16 protein-coding genes are annotated in these 16230 nt (G+C 70.4%); 7 read left to right on the top strand and 9 right to left on the bottom strand.

Going from position 1 to position 16230, the window contains the following annotated elements; genetic code table 11:
• From IE252_RS25360 to IE252_RS25375, 4 genes are all read right to left on the bottom strand, one after another.
• Positions 1-1122: a TIGR03364 family FAD-dependent oxidoreductase gene (locus tag IE252_RS25360; RefSeq protein WP_190091785.1), complete on the bottom strand. Its 1122-nt coding sequence runs from the start codon at positions 1120-1122 to the stop codon at positions 1-3.
• Between the two features lie 134 nt (positions 1123-1256).
• Positions 1257-2024, bottom strand: coding sequence for a GntR family transcriptional regulator (locus tag IE252_RS25365; RefSeq protein WP_190091786.1), 768 nt, complete (start codon positions 2022-2024; stop codon positions 1257-1259).
• 318 nt (positions 2025-2342) lie between these two features.
• The gene (locus IE252_RS25370) at positions 2343-3110 is read right to left on the bottom strand and encodes a hypothetical protein (RefSeq protein WP_190091787.1); all 768 of its coding nucleotides are present in this window, start codon (positions 3108-3110) and stop codon (positions 2343-2345) included.
• Between the two features lie 114 nt (positions 3111-3224).
• On the bottom strand, positions 3225-4361 hold the full coding sequence (locus tag IE252_RS25375) for an ROK family transcriptional regulator (RefSeq protein WP_190091788.1): 1137 nt from the start codon (positions 4359-4361) through the stop codon (positions 3225-3227).
• Positions 4362-4417: 56 nt separating this feature from the next.
• Here IE252_RS25375 and IE252_RS25380 point away from each other — a divergent pair, with 56 nt between their 5' ends.
• Both IE252_RS25380 and IE252_RS25385 read left to right on the top strand, forming a co-directional pair.
• The gene (locus IE252_RS25380; protein WP_190091789.1) at positions 4418-5521 is read left to right on the top strand and encodes a Gfo/Idh/MocA family oxidoreductase; all 1104 of its coding nucleotides are present in this window, start codon (positions 4418-4420) and stop codon (positions 5519-5521) included.
• Positions 5518-5994 (top strand): heme-degrading domain-containing protein, encoded by a 477-nt coding sequence (locus tag IE252_RS25385; RefSeq protein ID WP_190091790.1) that lies wholly within the window; start codon positions 5518-5520, stop codon positions 5992-5994. Before IE252_RS25380 ends, IE252_RS25385 begins: the two co-directional genes overlap by 4 nt.
• 161 nt (positions 5995-6155) lie before the next feature.
• On the opposite strand, the gene IE252_RS25390 is transcribed toward IE252_RS25385, so the two are convergent.
• From IE252_RS25390 to IE252_RS25405, 4 genes are all read right to left on the bottom strand, one after another.
• Positions 6156-7013: a fumarylacetoacetate hydrolase family protein gene (locus IE252_RS25390; RefSeq protein WP_190091791.1), complete on the bottom strand. Its 858-nt coding sequence runs from the start codon at positions 7011-7013 to the stop codon at positions 6156-6158.
• Positions 7014-7140: 127 nt separating this feature from the next.
• Positions 7141-7917 carry a YidC/Oxa1 family membrane protein insertase gene (locus tag IE252_RS25395; protein WP_190091792.1) on the bottom strand — a complete coding sequence of 259 codons (777 nt, stop codon included), beginning with the start codon at positions 7915-7917 and terminating at the stop codon, positions 7141-7143.
• 154 nt (positions 7918-8071) lie between these two features.
• Positions 8072-8392, bottom strand: coding sequence for a DUF6412 domain-containing protein (locus IE252_RS25400; RefSeq protein WP_190091793.1), 321 nt, complete (start codon positions 8390-8392; stop codon positions 8072-8074).
• A 272-nt stretch (positions 8393-8664) separates the two neighbouring features.
• Positions 8665-9429, bottom strand: coding sequence for a class E sortase (locus IE252_RS25405; RefSeq protein ID WP_190091794.1), 765 nt, complete (start codon positions 9427-9429; stop codon positions 8665-8667).
• 197 nt (positions 9430-9626) lie between these two features.
• Between IE252_RS25405 and IE252_RS25410 the strand changes: the two genes are divergently transcribed.
• Positions 9627-10649, top strand: coding sequence for an SEC-C domain-containing protein (locus IE252_RS25410; RefSeq protein ID WP_190091795.1), 1023 nt, complete (start codon positions 9627-9629; stop codon positions 10647-10649).
• Between the two features lie 82 nt (positions 10650-10731).
• Positions 10732-13896 (top strand): DEAD/DEAH box helicase, encoded by a 3165-nt coding sequence (locus tag IE252_RS25415; RefSeq protein ID WP_190091796.1) that lies wholly within the window; start codon positions 10732-10734, stop codon positions 13894-13896.
• Between the two features lie 8 nt (positions 13897-13904).
• Here the strand turns inward: IE252_RS25415 and IE252_RS25420 are convergent, their stop codons facing one another.
• Positions 13905-14546: an ATP-binding protein gene (locus IE252_RS25420; protein ID WP_190091797.1), complete on the bottom strand. Its 642-nt coding sequence runs from the start codon at positions 14544-14546 to the stop codon at positions 13905-13907.
• Between the two features lie 154 nt (positions 14547-14700).
• On the opposite strand from IE252_RS25420, the gene IE252_RS25425 reads away from it, so the two are divergent.
• Genes IE252_RS25425 through IE252_RS25435 form a run of 3 tightly spaced genes read left to right on the top strand, consistent with a single transcriptional unit; the run spans position 14701 to position 16117 of the window.
• Positions 14701-15549, top strand: a complete 849-nt coding sequence (locus IE252_RS25425) for a helix-turn-helix domain-containing protein (protein WP_190091798.1) — start codon at positions 14701-14703, stop codon at positions 15547-15549.
• The gene (locus IE252_RS25430; protein ID WP_190091799.1) at positions 15546-15761 is read left to right on the top strand and encodes a DUF397 domain-containing protein; all 216 of its coding nucleotides are present in this window, start codon (positions 15546-15548) and stop codon (positions 15759-15761) included. The genes IE252_RS25425 and IE252_RS25430 overlap by 4 nt, the downstream gene beginning before the upstream one ends.
• 53 nt (positions 15762-15814) lie before the next feature.
• Positions 15815-16117, top strand: a complete 303-nt coding sequence (locus IE252_RS25435) for a hypothetical protein (RefSeq protein ID WP_190091800.1) — start codon at positions 15815-15817, stop codon at positions 16115-16117.
• Positions 16118-16230: the final 113 nt, after the last annotated feature.

Genomic DNA, 16230 nt, shown 5'->3' on the forward strand with positions numbered 1-16230 from the left:
TTACCAGCCCAGCTCGTTCGCGGTGCGCTCGGCGATCGCGGGCGAGCAGGTCATCCCGCGTCCGCCCGGTCCGGTGACCAGCCACACCCCGTCGCGCACCTGCTGCCGGTGGACCACCCGGGAGGTGTCGGTGCACTGCGCGTACACCCCGGCCCAGCGGTGCCGGATCTTCGGCAGCGGGCGGCCGAGGAAGGACTCGACGACACGGGTGAGGTGCTCGTACGGCTCCTCGGTGACGTCGAAGGCGAAGGGGTGCTCGTACTCGTGCGTGTCGCCGATGGTCAGGCCGCCGTCCTTGCGCTGGACCATCAGCAGCTGCATCTTGTGCGCGGCGGCCGTCGGGTCCTGCGCCTGGCCCGCGTTGAGCGCGTCGAGGGCCTCGCCCGCGTACGCCGGGTAGTAGCGGAAGCTGTCCGCGTCCGCGACGGACGTGGTGAGCGGCTCGCCGAGCGGCTCGGTCTGCATCATCTGGAGGCGTACGCGGCGTACGGGCAGGTCGGGCACCAGCTCGCGGACGAGTCCGCCGAGCCAGGCGCCGGTGCACAGGACGACGGCGTCACCGGTGTGCACGTCGCCGTGGTCGTCCCGGACGGCGTTCTGCCCGATGACCTCACGGACTTCGCGACCGCCGAGGAAGGTGTACCGGCCCGACTTCAACAGCTCGCTCTTCAGAGCGAGTTGGGCGGTCCGGGGCTCCACGGCCGCGTCCCGCTCGCACCACAGGGCGGCGGCGAAGTCACCGCGCAGGGCGGGGTTGAGGGCGCGCGCCTCGTCGGCGGTGAGCAGCTTGTAGCCGCGGGCGGCCGCGTCGTCGCGCGCCAGCGCGGCGTGGGCGACGGCGAGTTCGAGGTCGTTGCGGACCGGGGTGAGCGAGCCGCAGGGCCGGAACCCCAGCCCCGGCACGCGCTCCCCGATCCCCTCCCACAGCTCGCGGGCCCGCAGGGCGGTGTCCAGCTCCTCGCCGCCCGCCCGGCCGCTGACCCATATCTGCCCGAAGTTGCGGAGCGATGCCCCGCGCGCCTCGCTCTCTCGCTCGATCTGTACGACCTCGTGGCCGCGTTCCACTGCGTGCCAGGCGTGCATGGTTCCCACCACGCCGGCTCCAACGACGATGACTCTCACGGCGTGAACAGTCCTCGCGGCGGGTGGCCCGGACGGGTCGGGACGGCGACGGGACGGTGAACGGGCCTTCAATGTTGGGCTAGACCCGTTACCGTTATGTTATCAAAGATGTCCGCTTCACTCGGAAATGTCGGTCAGTTTCTCGCTGTCCCGAGGTGGGTGGTGAAGGAGAACCGGTCGCCGCGGTAGAGGGTGCGTACGCGTTCCAGGGGCTGTCCGGCGGTGTCGCGGGAGACGCGGTGGATGAGCAGCATGGGGAGCGCGGGCGGGGTGCCGATGAGCAGGGCCTCGCGGGGGGTGGCGAGGACGGTCTCGATGCGCTCGTCGGCGTCCCCGAAGGCGATGCCGAGCCGGTCGTGGAGGTAGGCGTAGAAGGACGAGTCCGGGGTGAACTCGCTGTCCAGGCGCGGCACGCGGGCCACGGCGACGTACGTGCTCTCCAGCCCCATGCGCTCGTCGTCGGCGAGCAGGACGCGCTCCATGTGCCAGACCGGCTCACCGCGCTCGAGGCCGGTCTCGGCGGCGAGCGCGGGCGGGCAGGGGAAGCGGTCGAGCGAGATGAGGGTACGTCCGGGGCGCCGGCCCTGCCGTCGCACGCCTTCGGTGTAGCTCGCGAGCGAGAGGGGCTGCTCCAGCTTGGGCCCGGCGACGACGGTGCCGCGGCCCTGCCGCCGCAGCCGCCCTTCGAGCAGCAGCTCGCGCAGGGCCTGCCGCACGGTCTCCCGGGCGACCTCGTACCGCTCGGCGAGATCCCGCTCGGTGGGCAGCAGCCCGCCCTCCCCCAACTCATCGATAAGTACGGCCACTTGGGCCTTAACGGCGTAATACTTCGGAATCCGCCCATGCTCCGGAACACCGGACCGAATGGGAGCACCGGGGGCTTGGTCGTTCGGGTAGTCCACGGATGGATCGTTGCACGTGACACCACGCGCGCCCGCATCCCCCACCACTGCGCCCTACCCGCCGCGCCCTTCCCCCGCCGCCGCTACGGGCCGCCTGCCGCGCCCCTTCCCCCGCCGCTTCCCCCTCCCGCCGCCGCTGTGGGCAATCGTGCCGCTAAGGGCTGGGGGTCCCCCCTGCTCCTTAAGAGCTTGGGGGAGGGTGGGCACAGCGGCACCCCCGTCCCGCCGGGCTGCGCACCCCGCCCTGACCCCAGCTCCCGCCGGACTGACCTTCGCCTGCGGACCGTGCGTGGCTGGTCGCGCAGTTCCCCGCGCCCCTTAGATGGCCCTGCGGGCCAACACGCGCCCCAACCGTCGCGCCCCGAAGACCAGCACCACACCCCCAACAACCAGCCCCCCGGCGGCAACCGGACCGAACGGCCCCCCAGAACCCGTGTCCGCCAACTCCGGCGGCCCCGCCAACTGCACCGCCGCCTCGGGCGCGATCCCGAACCGATACCCCCCCGACTCCCCCACCCACTCCCCGTCCTCCCCCCGCCGCTGCACCACCGCCGCATTCAAGGTCACCTCATTCGGCCGCGTATCGGCCGTGAACCCGAGCCGCACCCTCACCGTCACCGTCTCCCCCGCCCCGATCACGAACCCCGGGAACCCGTCGTCGAACACCCCGACGTGCTCGTCCGCGTCCGTCCGCTCGAACGGAACGGGCCGCGCCCGCCCCCCGCCCCCCACCGCGTCGAAGAACTCCAGCTTCGTCTGGGAGTCCTTGAGCGTCCGGTCCCGGTCGACGAGGACGACCACGGGGTGGATGTTGCGGCAGGTGTGCGCGGTGGTGTTGTGGAGGTCGAGGTACCAGAGCTGCGGGCCGCCGCCGGGACGGTACTCGGCCGGCCCGCCGTGGATCCGCGTGTCCACGGGGAAGTCCGCCCCGACCCGGTCCCCGCACACGGGCTGGTTGGCGGCGGAGAACGACGCGTGCCCGTGCCGCCCGCGCGGCTCGCTCTCGTCGGCCGTCGCGGCGCCCGACGTCCCGGTCAGCGCCGCCGCGGCGGTCACGGAGATGGCGAGGGCGTTGCGCAGTCGCATGAGGGACCTCTGCTGCTCGCGGGCGTACGTGCTCCGGGACCCTGCCACGCGACCGCGCCACCACGCCCCAGCCACGCCCGCCCACCCCGGCACCGGCCCCGGAAGTCCGCCCGATCAGCCCAATATCGGAAGGTCGGACGAGCGGACGGGAGCCTGCAGCCGGGTGCCGCCCCCGTCCCCGTGCCCGAACACCGGGCCCAGGATCAGCCGGGCCGCCCCCTCCGCCACCGCGTGCGGCCCGCCCGGCGCCACCGCCACCGGGACCGCCCGCGCGTCCCCGCCCCGGCGGGCCCGCTCCTCCAGGACCGCGCGCACTCCCCGTACGAAACCGTCCTGCGCGCCCATGACCGTACGGCCGCCGAGCAGGACGCGGTCGATGTCCAGCAGGCCGACGAGGTTCGCGGCGCCGACGCCCAGGAAGCGGGCGGCGGCCGCGATGTCGCCGCGGGCCACCGACATCAGGCACAGCGCCTCGATGCAGCCGCGCGCGCCGCAGCCGCAGGCGGGGCCGCCGAGCAGGATCGTCTGGTGGCCGAACTCGCCCGCGCCGGTGCGCGAGCCGCGCAGCAGGGTGCCGCCGAGGACGAGGCCCGCGCCCAGGCCCGTACCGAGGTGGAGGTAGGCGAAGGAGTCCGCCGGGCCGCGCAGGGCCAGGCCCAGGGCGGCGGCATTGGTGTCCTTGTCCAGGACGACCGGCAGGCCCAGGCGCGCGGCGAGCGCGTCGCGCAGCGGGAAGCCGTTCCACTGCGGGAAGCCGGTGATCCGGTGGAGGACTCCGGTGTGGTGGTCGAGCGGGCCGGGGCTGGCCACGCCCACGCCGAGTATCGGGCGCCCCCCGATCAGCGACTCGGCCTGCTCGGCCGCGGTCCCCACCACCGTGTCGTGGCCCGCGCCGAGGTCGAGCGGCACGGTGCGCACGCCCACCAGCGTGCCCGCCAGGTCGACCAGGACCGCGGTGAGCTCGTCGCGGTCGAGGTGCAGTCCTATGGCGTGCCCGGCGGACGGCACCAGCTTGAGCACCGTGCGCGGCTTGCCGCCGGTGGAGGCGCGGCGGCCCGCCTCGGTCGCCGTGCCCTCCGCCCGCAGCCGCGCGGTGATCTTGCTGACGGCCTGCGGGGTGAGCCCGGTGCGCTCGGCGAGCTCCAGTCTGCTGATCCCGGCGTCCCCGGCCGTACGCAGCAGATCGAGCACCAGCGCGGCGTTGTGGCTGCGCAGGGCCGGCAGGTTGGCTCCCGAGTTACTCCTGTTCACCCTCCCATTGTCTCCTGCGCTTGCACTTTGGCAACAGCGTTGCTTAAGTGGGTGGCATGAATGCTCGTACGGACACTGACTTCCGCGCCGGACCGGACCTGCGCGTCGGACTCGTGGGCTACGGCCTGGCGGGATCCGTCTTCCACGCCCCGCTGATCGCCGCGACCGAGGGGCTGGCCCTCGACACGGTCGTCACGTCCAGCCCCGAGCGCCGGGAGCAGGCCCGCGCCGAGCACGGCGACGGGCTGCGGTTCGCCGCCTCCCCCGACGAGCTCCACGACGCCGGTCTCGACCTCGTCGTGATCGCCTCGCCGAACAAGACGCACGTGCCGATCGCCACCGAGGCACTCAAGGCCGGGATCCCGGTCGTCGTCGACAAGCCGCTCGCGGGCACGGCCGCCGAGGCGCGCGGCCTCGCCGCCCTCGCCGAGGAGCGCGGCCTGCTGCTCTCGGTCTTCCAGAACCGCCGCTGGGACAACGACTTCCTGACCCTGCGCTCGCTGCTGGCGTCCGGCGAACTTGGCGAGATCCAGCGCTTCGAGTCCCGCTTCGAGCGCTGGCGCCCGCAGCCCAAGGGCGGCTGGCGCGAGTCGGGCGACCCGGCGGAGATCGGCGGCCTGCTGTACGACCTGGGCAGCCACCTCGTCGACCAGGCCCTGGTCCTGTTCGGCCCGGCGCTTCGGGTGTACGCGGAGGCCGACGTACGCCGTCCGGGCGCCCAGGCCGACGACGACACCTTCATCGCGATCACCCACGCGGGCGGCGTGCGCTCGCACCTGTACGTGAGCGCGACGACGGCCCAACTGGGCCCCCGCTTCCGGGTCCTCGGCTCCGCCGCGGGGTACGTCAAGTACGGCCTCGACCCGCAGGAGTCCGCCCTGCGGGAGGGCCGGCGGCCGGGCAACGGCGAGCCGTGGGGCCTGGAGCCGGAGGGGATGTGGGGCCGCCTCGGCTCCGGCGAGTCCCCGCTGACGGGCGGCGGCGGTCCCGTGCCGACGCTGCCGGGCGACTACCCCGCGTACTACTCGGCGATCGCCGCCGCCCTGCGCGAGGGCGGCGAACCGCCGGTCACCGCGCACGAGGCCGCGGCCGCCCTCGACGTCCTGGAGGCGGCGCGCAGGTCCGCGCGCGAAGGCGTGACGGTGGAGGTGGCGCTGTGACGACCCCGTCCTTCACGGTGGCCGAACTGGAGGCCCAGGAGGCCGAACTGGAGCTGCCGCGCTTCACGTACGAGGACGCCTGGGCACTCGGCTCCCTCCTGCGGGAACTGGCTCTGGCCCGCCGGGCCCCGGTCACGATCGACATCCACCGAGGCGCCCAGCAGCTGTTCCGCTGCGCCCTGCCGGGCTCGACCCCGGACAACGACGCCTGGGTCGACCGCAAACGCCGCGTCACCGAACGCTACGCGGCCGCCTCCTACCTGGTAGGCGCCCGCTTCCGAGCCAAGAACACGACGTTCGAGGCCTCCTCCCGCCTGAACCCCGACACCTACGCGGCCCACGGCGGCTCGTTCCCCCTACGGGTGACGGGCGCGGGCGTCATCGGCACGGTCACGGTCTCGGGCCTGCCGCAGGTGGAGGACCATGCGTTGGTGGTGGAGGCTCTGCGGGGGTTCATGGGGCGGGTGGGTTAGAGGGGTGTACGGGGGCGGGGCGGCCGGGACCCTGGGGCCCGGTGGTCGGGGTGGGGCAGCCCGGACCCCGACCCGGCGGCGGGGGCGGGGGCAGCCCGGACCCCGGGTGCGGGGCACGGGAGAGCGCGATCCGCGCACCCGCATCCCCGGCCCGGCGGCGCCTACGCGTCCTTGAGCTCCTGGCGCTGTCGGCCCAGCCCCTCGATCTCCAGCTCCACCACGTCCCCCGCCCGCAGATACGGCTTCGGCTCCGGCTGGCCCATCGCCACGCCCGCCGGGGTGCCCGTGTTGATGATGTCGCCGGGGTACAGGGTCATGAACTGGCTCACGTAGCGGACGACCTCCGCGACCGGGAAGATCTGGGCCGCCGTGGAGCCGTTCTGCTTCAGTTCGCCGTTCACCCACAGGCGGAGCGACAGCGCCTGCGGGTCCGGGACCTCGTCGCGGGTGACCAGCCAGGGGCCCAGCGGGTTGAACGTCTCGCAGTTCTTGCCCTTGTCCCAGGTGCCGCCGCGCTCGATCTGGAACTCCCGCTCGGACACGTCGTGCGACACCGCGTACCCCGCGACGTACGCCAGCGGGTCCTCGTCGTCGGCCACATAGCGGGCCGTGCGGCCGATGACGATCGCGAGCTCGACCTCCCAGTCGGTCTTCACCGACCGGCGGGGCACCAGGACCGTGTCGTTCGGGCCGACGACCGTGTCCGCCGCCTTGAAGAAGACGACCGGCTCGGCCGGGATCGCCGCCCCCGTCTCGGCGGCGTGGTCGTGGTAGTTCAGCCCGATGCACACGACCTTGCCGATCCGGGCGACCGGCGGGCCGACGCGCTGCCCGGCCGCGTCGAGCGCGGGCAGCACACCGGTGTCGGCCGCGGCCCGTATCCGGTCCAGGGCGAACTCGTCGGCGAGCAGGTCACCGTCGATGTCCGCCACGAGCCCGGACAGGTCCCGCAGGGTCCCGTCGGCGGCGAGCAGCGCGGGGCGCTCGTTGCCTGCCGTGCCTACGCGCAGCAGCTTCATGGTCTGTCTCCCTAGGTCGAGCCTGGCCCGGCCGATGGGTGGCGGCCATCGGAAGGATCGTTCGATCCTCCAAGGTCGGCGTCCACTCCGCAAGACCCCGTTCACACACTGGACCTCCCCCAAGCTCTTAAAGAGCAGGGGGGACCCCCACCGCGGCAGTAGCCACGGGGGCCGCAGCCGCCTCCCGGTACAGGTACGCCCGCTCCAGCGCCGACCACGTCGTGCTCGTCACCACGTACAGCGCGGCCGCCAGCGGCATCACCGCCACCGTGATCAGCGTGCCGAACGACATCAGCGGCATGAACTTCGTCATCGCGTCCAGACCCGGCACCCCCTCCTGCTGGTCGGCCGGGACCAGCGGCTGGGTCGCGAGCTGCCGCTTCGTACGTCGGTAGTTGAAGGTCGCGATCCCGGCGACGAAGAGGAACAGGCCCACATAGACCAGGCCCTGGCCGCCTATGAGCCCGCCGTGGCCGAGCGCGTCCGCCCAGCGGCCGCGCAGCGGGGCGGAGAGCAGGGTGTGGTCGAGCAGCGTGGTGTGGCCGCCGCCGAAGCCGGAGTCCGAGAACAGCTGGTAGAGGAGGAAGAACGCGGGCAGCTGGAGCAGGCTCGGCAGGCACCCGGAGAACGGCGACACCTTCTCGGCGGCGTGCAGCTCCGCGACCGCCTTGCGCAGCCGCTCGGGGTCCTTGCGGTGCTTCTTGCGCAGCTCGGCCAGCTGCGGCTGGAGCTTGGCGCGGGCCTGCTGACCCCGGGCCGCCTGCCGGGACAGGGGGTGCACGGCGAGCCGTACGAGCATCGTGAACAGCACGATCGCGGCGGCGGCCGCGGAGCCGTGGAAGAGCGGCTGGACCAGGTCGGCGAGGCGCTCGACCAGGCTGGCGAATACGGCGAATACGGACATGGAAAGCCTCCGGAGTCACGTCTGAGCGTCTGGGGGCGCGCGCCGCAGAGCTGCGCTTCAGGGCGCAGGGCATGGCATAGGCATACGTGCGTACGCGCGCGGGACAGAGCGGTGTGACGGCCCGGCGGAGGGCGAAAAGGGAGGTGGTGCAGCCCTACGCGGCCGTGGCCGTCATGGCGAGGCGGCCGGGGGCTCGGGGCCTGGGCCGCCCAGACGCGTCGGGATCGCACTGCGGCAGGAAGGCGGTGCGCCGCTCACGGTCCCGTATCGCGGTCCGTATGTGCGCACGCGGCACCTTGGGCACCGCACGCGAGGCGAGCAGCGCGCAGACGGCGAGGGCGGAGGCGGTCGCGGCCGTGGCGGCCAGGGCGACGGCGCCGGAGAGGATGCCGCCCTCGATGAGGAGCAGCTCGGCGAGAAGGAAGAGGAGCAGGCCGAAGGAACAGCGCACCGATGCCATGCGGCTGCCGGTCATGCTTCCCCCCTCGTCCGTCTCCCTGACCATCCACCCGAGCACATGTCGCCCGAGCAGGTGTGCCAACTCCTTGTTCTCCTGCCGTTATACACGACCGCTCGGACAATCGGGCAGCCTGTGGATAAGTCGGCCAACGGTCGGCCGGTGGCAGGTCAGCGGCCGGTCCGCCGCATCGGTTCGTCGGCGGGCGTGACCTTGGCGGTGCCGGCGGCGGCGAGCGAGCTGCTGCTGCGACCGCGTCGTACGGCCGTGGGCCGGCGGGACCGCACGGCTCACCGGGGCCGCATCGAGGCGAGCTTCCCCCACACGACGAGCCGGTACCGCGACGTGAACTCCGGGGTGCAGGTGGTGAGCGTGATGTAGTAGCCGCGCTCCTCGTATCCGTACTTCGTACGGACGTCACTGCGCGGTACGGGTGCGATCACCGCACTGTCCTGGGCGGAGGTCTGCGGCAGCGTCCTGTCCACCAGATAGGTGAAAACGGCGTCCCGCGTCTCGACGACGAGCTTGTCGCCGGGCCGCAGCCGGTTGACGTAACGGAAGGGCTCGCCATGGGTGTTGCGATGCCCTGCGAGCGCGAAGTTCCCGGCCTGCCCGGGCTGCGCGGTCCCGGCGTAGTGCCCCACGTACCCCTTGTCGAGGACGCCGCGCTTGCTGATGCCCTCGGCGATGGGGGCGGTGACGCCGAGGGAGGGGAGGCGGAGGACGGCGTAGGCGCGGTCGGGGACGACGGGCGTCTTGCGGGCGAGGGTGGGCGCTTCGACGGGGGCCGACGGGGTGGCGGGCGAGACGGCCCCCACGGGAGCGGGTTCAGGGCTCCGCGGCTCCACCGGACTTCCCTGACCTACCCACTCCCGCTCCAGAGAGCGTACGGTCTGCCGGGCCTCGTGCCGGGCCTCGCGGTTGGTCCACCACAGCTGGTGGGCGACGAGCAGGAGGAGGACGAGCCCGAGGGTGACGACGGCTTCGGCGCCGGTCCAGAGGGTGCGGCCGAGGGGACGAAGCCGTACGGGCTCGCGGGACGGAGGCTTCCGCACTCCCCGCACAGGGCGCGCGAAGGACGTACGCACTCCCCTCAGCGACCGCAGGGCGCGCGTCAAAACGGTCCGCCCCCGGGAGCGCCCCTGCACCACCACCGGTATCCGCACGCGCGCACCATAAGGGCTCCCCCGTCAACTCACCAGGGCCGGAACACCCCTCCGCTTGGGCCCCGCACAGCAGTACGGTGTCCCTCATGCGCCCCGACACGCCTGCCGATCACACCGATCACACCGCCGAAGCCGAGCGTCTGCTGCGCACCGCGGCCCAGTACCCCGAGGACCACGAGCCGCTCCTCCTCCAGGCGGCGGCCCACCTGGAGCTGGCCGGCGACCGCGAGCGAGCCACGGCGCTCTACGACCGCCTCCTCGCCGCCGAGCCCGAGCCCGAGCACCCGGCCCTGATCAAGGCCTTCAAGGCGGCGAACCTCTGGGAGTACGGTCACGAGGCGGAGGCGCGGGCGATCATCGAGGGCATCCGCGGCTCGGCGCCCCGGGACCCGGCCCCGTGGGAGATCGTCGCGGAGACGCTGGAGACGCACGACGAGCTGGACGCGGCGCACGCGACCCTGACGACGGCGCTCACGCTCCTGCTCCCCGCCGACGACCCGACGGCGGACATCCCGTACCCCACCCAGTCCTTGCTCACGGCCCGCCACCGCGTACGCCGCCTGCTGGCCCTGGACCATGACTCCTGGGACGAACTCGCGGACCGCCTCCACCGCGCCGAGATCACCCTGGACGAACTCCACGACCCCAAGCGCCTGTGGTCCCTGGGCTCGGACGACCCGGCGGAACTGAAGGCGGAACTGGCCCGCCTGCGCACGGAGTTGGGCACGTACCGGGCGGCCCTCTCCCGCCCGTTCCCGGTGGCGGTCCTGCACTGGCCGGCCCCCGAACTGGACGAACTCCTCACGGCCTACCCGTCCTTGTCCACGGAATACCCCACCCACGCGGCCCACCTCCTGGACATCGAGGCGTCCCTACGCGAACTCTCAGCGACAGGCACGGCCAACCTAGGCATCGTCACAGGCACAGTCCCGTCCTACGAGGCCTTCGCCGCCTCAGAATCCTCGTCCCCATCGAACGCGGACCTCCTCCCCCAGTACGCGACGACGCTCGCGGCCCGGGGCCGCGCGGTGGCTTGGCCGCCTCGGCGGGGGGAGGCTTGTTGGTGTGGGTCGGGGGTGGCTTATTCGGAGTGCCACGGGGCAATGTGACGGTCGCCGTCTGCGTTGTCAGTGGCCCTTGTTAGAACTGAGTCGCAACGGAATCAAAAACCCAGCGACCCAGGGAGAAGCCGTGGCGGATTCGGGGGATTTCACTCAACCGATCACCGGCGTGTACGAGGAACTGATCACGCAGCAGGTACAGGACCGGATCGACCGCCTGGGCGCCAGCGGGTGGAAGGTGGTCGAGGCCGAGGTAAGCCCGGAGTCCTCGCCCCATGTGCTCGCCCGGCACGTCGCCGCGGCCGTGCAGCGCCAGCTGCGTCAGCTTCCGCAGGACAAGCAAGTGGCGGCGGCCAATCGCATCGTGGCGGCGTTCGCCGAGGACCCGGAAGCATCCTCGACGAGCGGCGATTCCACGGACCTCATCGCCGACGGCCCCCGGCAGCTGCTGGCTCTCGCCGAGCAGGAAGCGCCGGGGGTGTACGCGATGCGGCCACTCACTCCGCTCTCCGAAGCAGCTCTGATCACCAATGCCCCTGACGACCCCAGCCTGGGCAGCGAGCTGCGGGCGGAGCTGGCCACCGCCGACCGCATCGACCTGCTCTGCGCCTTCGTGAAGTGGTACGGCCTTCGCGTACTGGAAGACTCGCTGCGGGCCGCGAAGGAGCGGGGCGTCCCCATCCGGGTCATCACCACCACGTACATGGGCGCCACCGACCGCAACGCCCTCGACCGGCTGGTGCGGGAGTTCGGCGCGGAAGTCCGCGTCAACTACGAGATCCGCTCCACGCGACTGCACGCCAAGGCATGGCTGTTCCGGCGCAACACGGGATTCGACACCGCGTACGTCGGCAGCTCCAACCTCTCCCGAGCTGCGCTCCTCGACGGCCTGGAGTGGAATGTCAGGCTCTCCTCCGTGGCTACGCCAACCGTTCTCGACAAGTTCGAGTCGACCTTCGACGCGTACTGGAGTGACAACGCGTTCGAGCACTACGACCCGGACACCCACGCTGAGCGCTTGGACGAAGCCCTCGGGCTCGCCGGTGGCACCCGCACCTCGGAAGAGTCGAAGATCAGCCTTTCGGGGCTCGAAGTCCGTGCTTTTCCGCACCAGCGCGACATGCTGGAGCGTCTCAACGTCGAGCGTGAGGTCCACGGCCGTCGCCGCAATCTGCTGGTGGCGGCGACCGGCACCGGCAAGACCGTGATGGCCGCGCTGGACTACCGGGATCTGCTCCAGAGTCGGGGCAAGGATCTGCGACTCCTCTTCGTGGCACACCGCAAGGAAATCCTCAAACAAGCGCGGCGCACCTATCGCGAGGTCCTGGACGATGCCTCGTTCGGGGAGTTCCTCTACAACGGAGAAGAGCCGCGCACCTGGAAGCACGTCTTCGCCAGCGTGCAATCACTCACCGAACAGCGCTTGGCACTGCTGGCTGCGGACCACTTCGACGTCATCGTCATCGACGAGTTCCACCACGCCACGGCGAACACCTACCGGCAGGTGATCTCCCACTTCCAGCCCGAGGACGAGGACCGCGCGCCAGAGCTCCTGGGCCTGACGGCCACCCCGGAGCGGATGGACGGATTCAACGTCCAGGACGAGTTCTTCGACGGCCGCATCGCCGCCGAAATGCGCCTGTGGGAGGCGCTGGACAACGACCTGCTGTGCCCGTTCCACTATTTCGGCATCCCCGACGGTACCGATCTGAAGGCACTGACCTGGCAGAAGGGCTCGTACGACATCGGCGAGCTCGGCAGTGTCTACACCGGCAACGACGCCCGAGTGCGACTGATCGTGAAAGCCATCCAACAGAAGATCTCCCGACCGGGTTCGATGCGCGCGCTCGGATTCTGCGTGACGAAGGATCATGCCCACTTCATGGCCAAACGCTTCAATGAAGCAGGCATCAAGGCCCACGCCCTCGATAGCGCTTCGTTCCCGGCGGAGCGCGCCGAAACCCTGCAGGCCCTGCGTGACGGCAGAATCCAAGTGATCTTCTCGGTCGACCTGTTCAATGAAGGACTCGACATCCCCGATGTCGACACCTTGCTGCTTCTGCGGCCCACGAACAGCGCCACGATCTTCCTCCAGCAGTTGGGGCGCGGTCTGCGCCGCACCCCGAACAAGCCGGTTCTGACCGTGCTCGACTTCATCGGTGAGCACCGCGCCGAGTTCCGCTTCGAGGAGCAGTTCCGCGCTCTGACGAACCTCTCCCGCAACCGACTGGTCGACAACCTGAAGCGCGGCTTCCCCCAGCTCCCTTCCGGCTGCCAGATCGTCCTGGAGGGGGTGGCCAAGGACATCGTCCTGGACAACGTGCGCACCCAGCTGAAGGCAGGCATACGGACACTGGCCTCCGAGGTGAAGGCGTACGCCGAGCTGGGCCTCTCCAACTACCTGACCGAGAGCCGCCGGGAGATCAAGGAGCTCTACAAGGGATCCAACTCCTGGACCCGCATTCTGCGTTACGCCAAGCTCATCCCGGAGGAGGCGCCGCCCGGCGAGGAGCAGCTTCTCAAGCGTGTCCACGCCTTCCTGCACGCCGACGACCGCGAGCGCGTCGAGGCGTACACGCGGCTGCTGGCGGACGACGCCCCTGCGTACGCCGATCTGGACGCCAAGCAGCAGGGTTACGCCCGCATGCTCTTCTTCAACCTGTGGGACACGGCGGGCGGGTTCTCCAGCTACCAGGAGGGCCTCGACTCGCTCCGCGAGCAGCACGCGCTGCGAAGCGAGCTCCGCCAGGTGCTGGCGCACGTCCATGAGCGTACGGATCACCTCCCGCTGGCGATGGAATCGCCGCACCGGGAGCTCCCGCTGAAGATCCACAGCTCGTACAACCGGTCGGAGATCCTGGCCGCGCTCGGTGTGGCTCGGCTGGGTGGCCAGATGCCCGGTTCATTCGCACAGGGTGTGACGTGGGTGGACGCACTCAAGACCGACGCGCTGCTGATCACCTTGGAGAAGAACGAGAAGGACTTCTCCCCGACCGTGCGCTACAAGGACTTCGCACAGAGCCCCTCGCTCTTCCACTGGGAGTCCCAGAGCACCACATCGGCCGACTCCCCGACCGGACGGCGCTACCGCAGCCACGTCGAGCAGGGCAGCCACGTCCTGCTCTTCATGCGCCGCTACAAGGACACCGACATCGGCAAGTCCCAGCCCTGGATGCTCTTGGGTCCTGCGACCTATGTGAATCACCGAGGAAGCAAGCCGATGGCCATAACCTGGCGGCTGCACAACGACCTGCCAGCCGATGTGTGGACGTATGCGCACATCATTGCCGGGTGACCGAGTCCTTATGACCTAGACAGGTCAGCTTCGAACTGCCTCTTGGCATGAGTCAGCGCGAGGCCCGGGTTGCAGCCGTGGGCGTGGAGCCAGTGGAGGAAGTCGCCGATCCCTTCGATCGCGGCTTCCTCACCGGCCAGCAGACTGAGCGGATTGCTCGGGTGAGGAAACGCTCCGTAAAGCTGGAGGAGCACCTCTGCACGAGCCGTACGACCTCGATGACCGGTGTGGGCATCCAGCTCGTCCAGGGTCGTGGAAAGCTCACACCACGTGACCTTGGAGTCCGCCCGCAAGATCACACCCCAGCGGTCCGTGATCGCGTCCAACATAGCCATCCCCCGGCCCTGTTCGGAGGCGGCGTCTACCGCAAGCAGCGTGGGCAACGCGCGCGTATCCGGGTCGTGGATCTCGATGCGCAAGAAGGTGTCGTTCATCGAGACGGCGAGCGTCGTGGGCGTTCCGGCGCCGACATGCACGATCACATTGGCCACCAACTCGCTCACGCAAAGCTGGGCGGCATCGACCAACTCGGGCAGGCCCCACATACCCAGGTGGAGCCTCATGATCCGACGAAGAGCGGCCACCTCCTCCGGCTCCGCTAAGAACGGAAGAGTCCAGGCCTTCCGCGGCATGCACTGGTCGACATCCATGCCTTTCCCCACCTCTCCTGGCTCGATGGTGCGAGCATGGCAGGGCAGCCATCCCTTCGTGCAATTTGCACGCAGGGATTCCCACGTTCGAGCGATTGGCAGCGCACCCCTCTACCGCGGAGACTGAACGTCCGCTACCGCAGATGGAGTTGACGTGGCCGATTCACCGACCGCTCGCCGGCGTCGATTGGCGATCGAACTCAAGAAGCTGCGTGAGAACAGCAGGCTGACCTGCAACCAAGTCGGAGAAGCACTGACGTGGAGCGGCTCCAAGGTGAACCGACTGGAGACGGGGAGCGGGCGCGTCCAACCATCCGACGTCGACGTCTTGTGCCGCTTCTACAACACGAGCGACGACCTGCGGACCCTCCTCATGGCACTGGCCAAGGACTCCAAGGTGCGTGGATGGTGGCAGGCACACGGCACGGGAGTGCCGCGCTGGTTCACCGGTTACGTGGGCTTCGAACAGGCGGCTTCGAGTCTGCGTCAGTACCAGTGCGAGTTCGTCCCCGGCCTCATGCAAACCCCGGAATACACCGCAGAGTTGCATCGGGCGTCGAACCAGCTACCCGCAGCAGACCTCGAACGGGCCGTAGCAGTCCGCATGGAACGGCAGGCCCTTCTCACCCGAGCATCGCCTCCGGACGCCTGGTTCATCGTGCACGAAAGCGTGCTGCGCCACGTCATCGGTGATCCCAAACTGATGTATGGGCAACTGGAACGGATGCTCGCTGTCAGCGAGTTGGACAACGTAACCCTCCAGGTTCTGCCGTTCTCCGCGGGTAGCTATCCCGCAACCGGTGCGTTCACCATTCTCGGGTTTCCCGAACGAGAGGATCCCGACCTCGTCTATCGAGACGGTTTGACCGACGCCACCTATCTGGAGACGTCGCATGATGTAGAGCAGTACTCCAGGGCCTTCGACAACCTTCGGGCTCTCGCGTCGAGCCCGGCACGGTCGACGGACTTGATCAGGCGCGTGATGGAGGTGCACTCCCGATGAGCACAACAACGTGTCCCGACACAGACGACGGATGGTTCAAGAGCAGCTACAGCAACGGATCAGGAGGAGAGTGCGTCGAGGCGGCCTTCCTGCCCCTCGGAACCACCATCCGCGACTCCAAGCACCCCACCGGCCCCCGCCTCCAGTTCTCCGCCCCCAGCTGGGATGCCTTCGTCACCGCCCTCCGGGCAGACCGGATGCCCGCCGCCTGACCGCGCCCATTAGCCTCGGACCGGACACTCCACAGACGCGCAGGAGGCACGACATGGCCAAGGTTTCGGCAGCAGCTATAGCCGCGGGTGGGCTCGTGGGTGGGTATGCGACCGCCCGGTGGACCAAGAAGCGGCCGCTCGGTGGGGTGGCGTTGGCCGCTGCCGGGGCCGTGGCCGCTCGGGAGTGGAAGCAGGCGGCCGGGACCAAGGCGGCCGTCGGGCTCACCGCGGCCTATGTCGCCGCGTTCGCCGGGTCGCACCCCCTCGCCAAGAAGGTCGGCGCCTGGCCGTCCGTGTTCGCTGTGGCGGGTGGGGTTGCCGTGGCCTCCTGGGCCGTCACCAGGAAAAATGCCTAGCCGAGAACGGGAACCGTTTGAACGCTGGGAGCGACTCGTACGTACGTAACATCGCACACTGCGACTCCCCGCAGGATGGAACCCGCTGGGTGCGTGGCCACGCAGAGCAGGGA

Origin of the sequence: Streptomyces melanogenes, assembly GCF_014649795.1 — a bacterium.
GTDB lineage: Bacteria > Actinomycetota > Actinomycetes > Streptomycetales > Streptomycetaceae > Streptomyces > Streptomyces noboritoensis.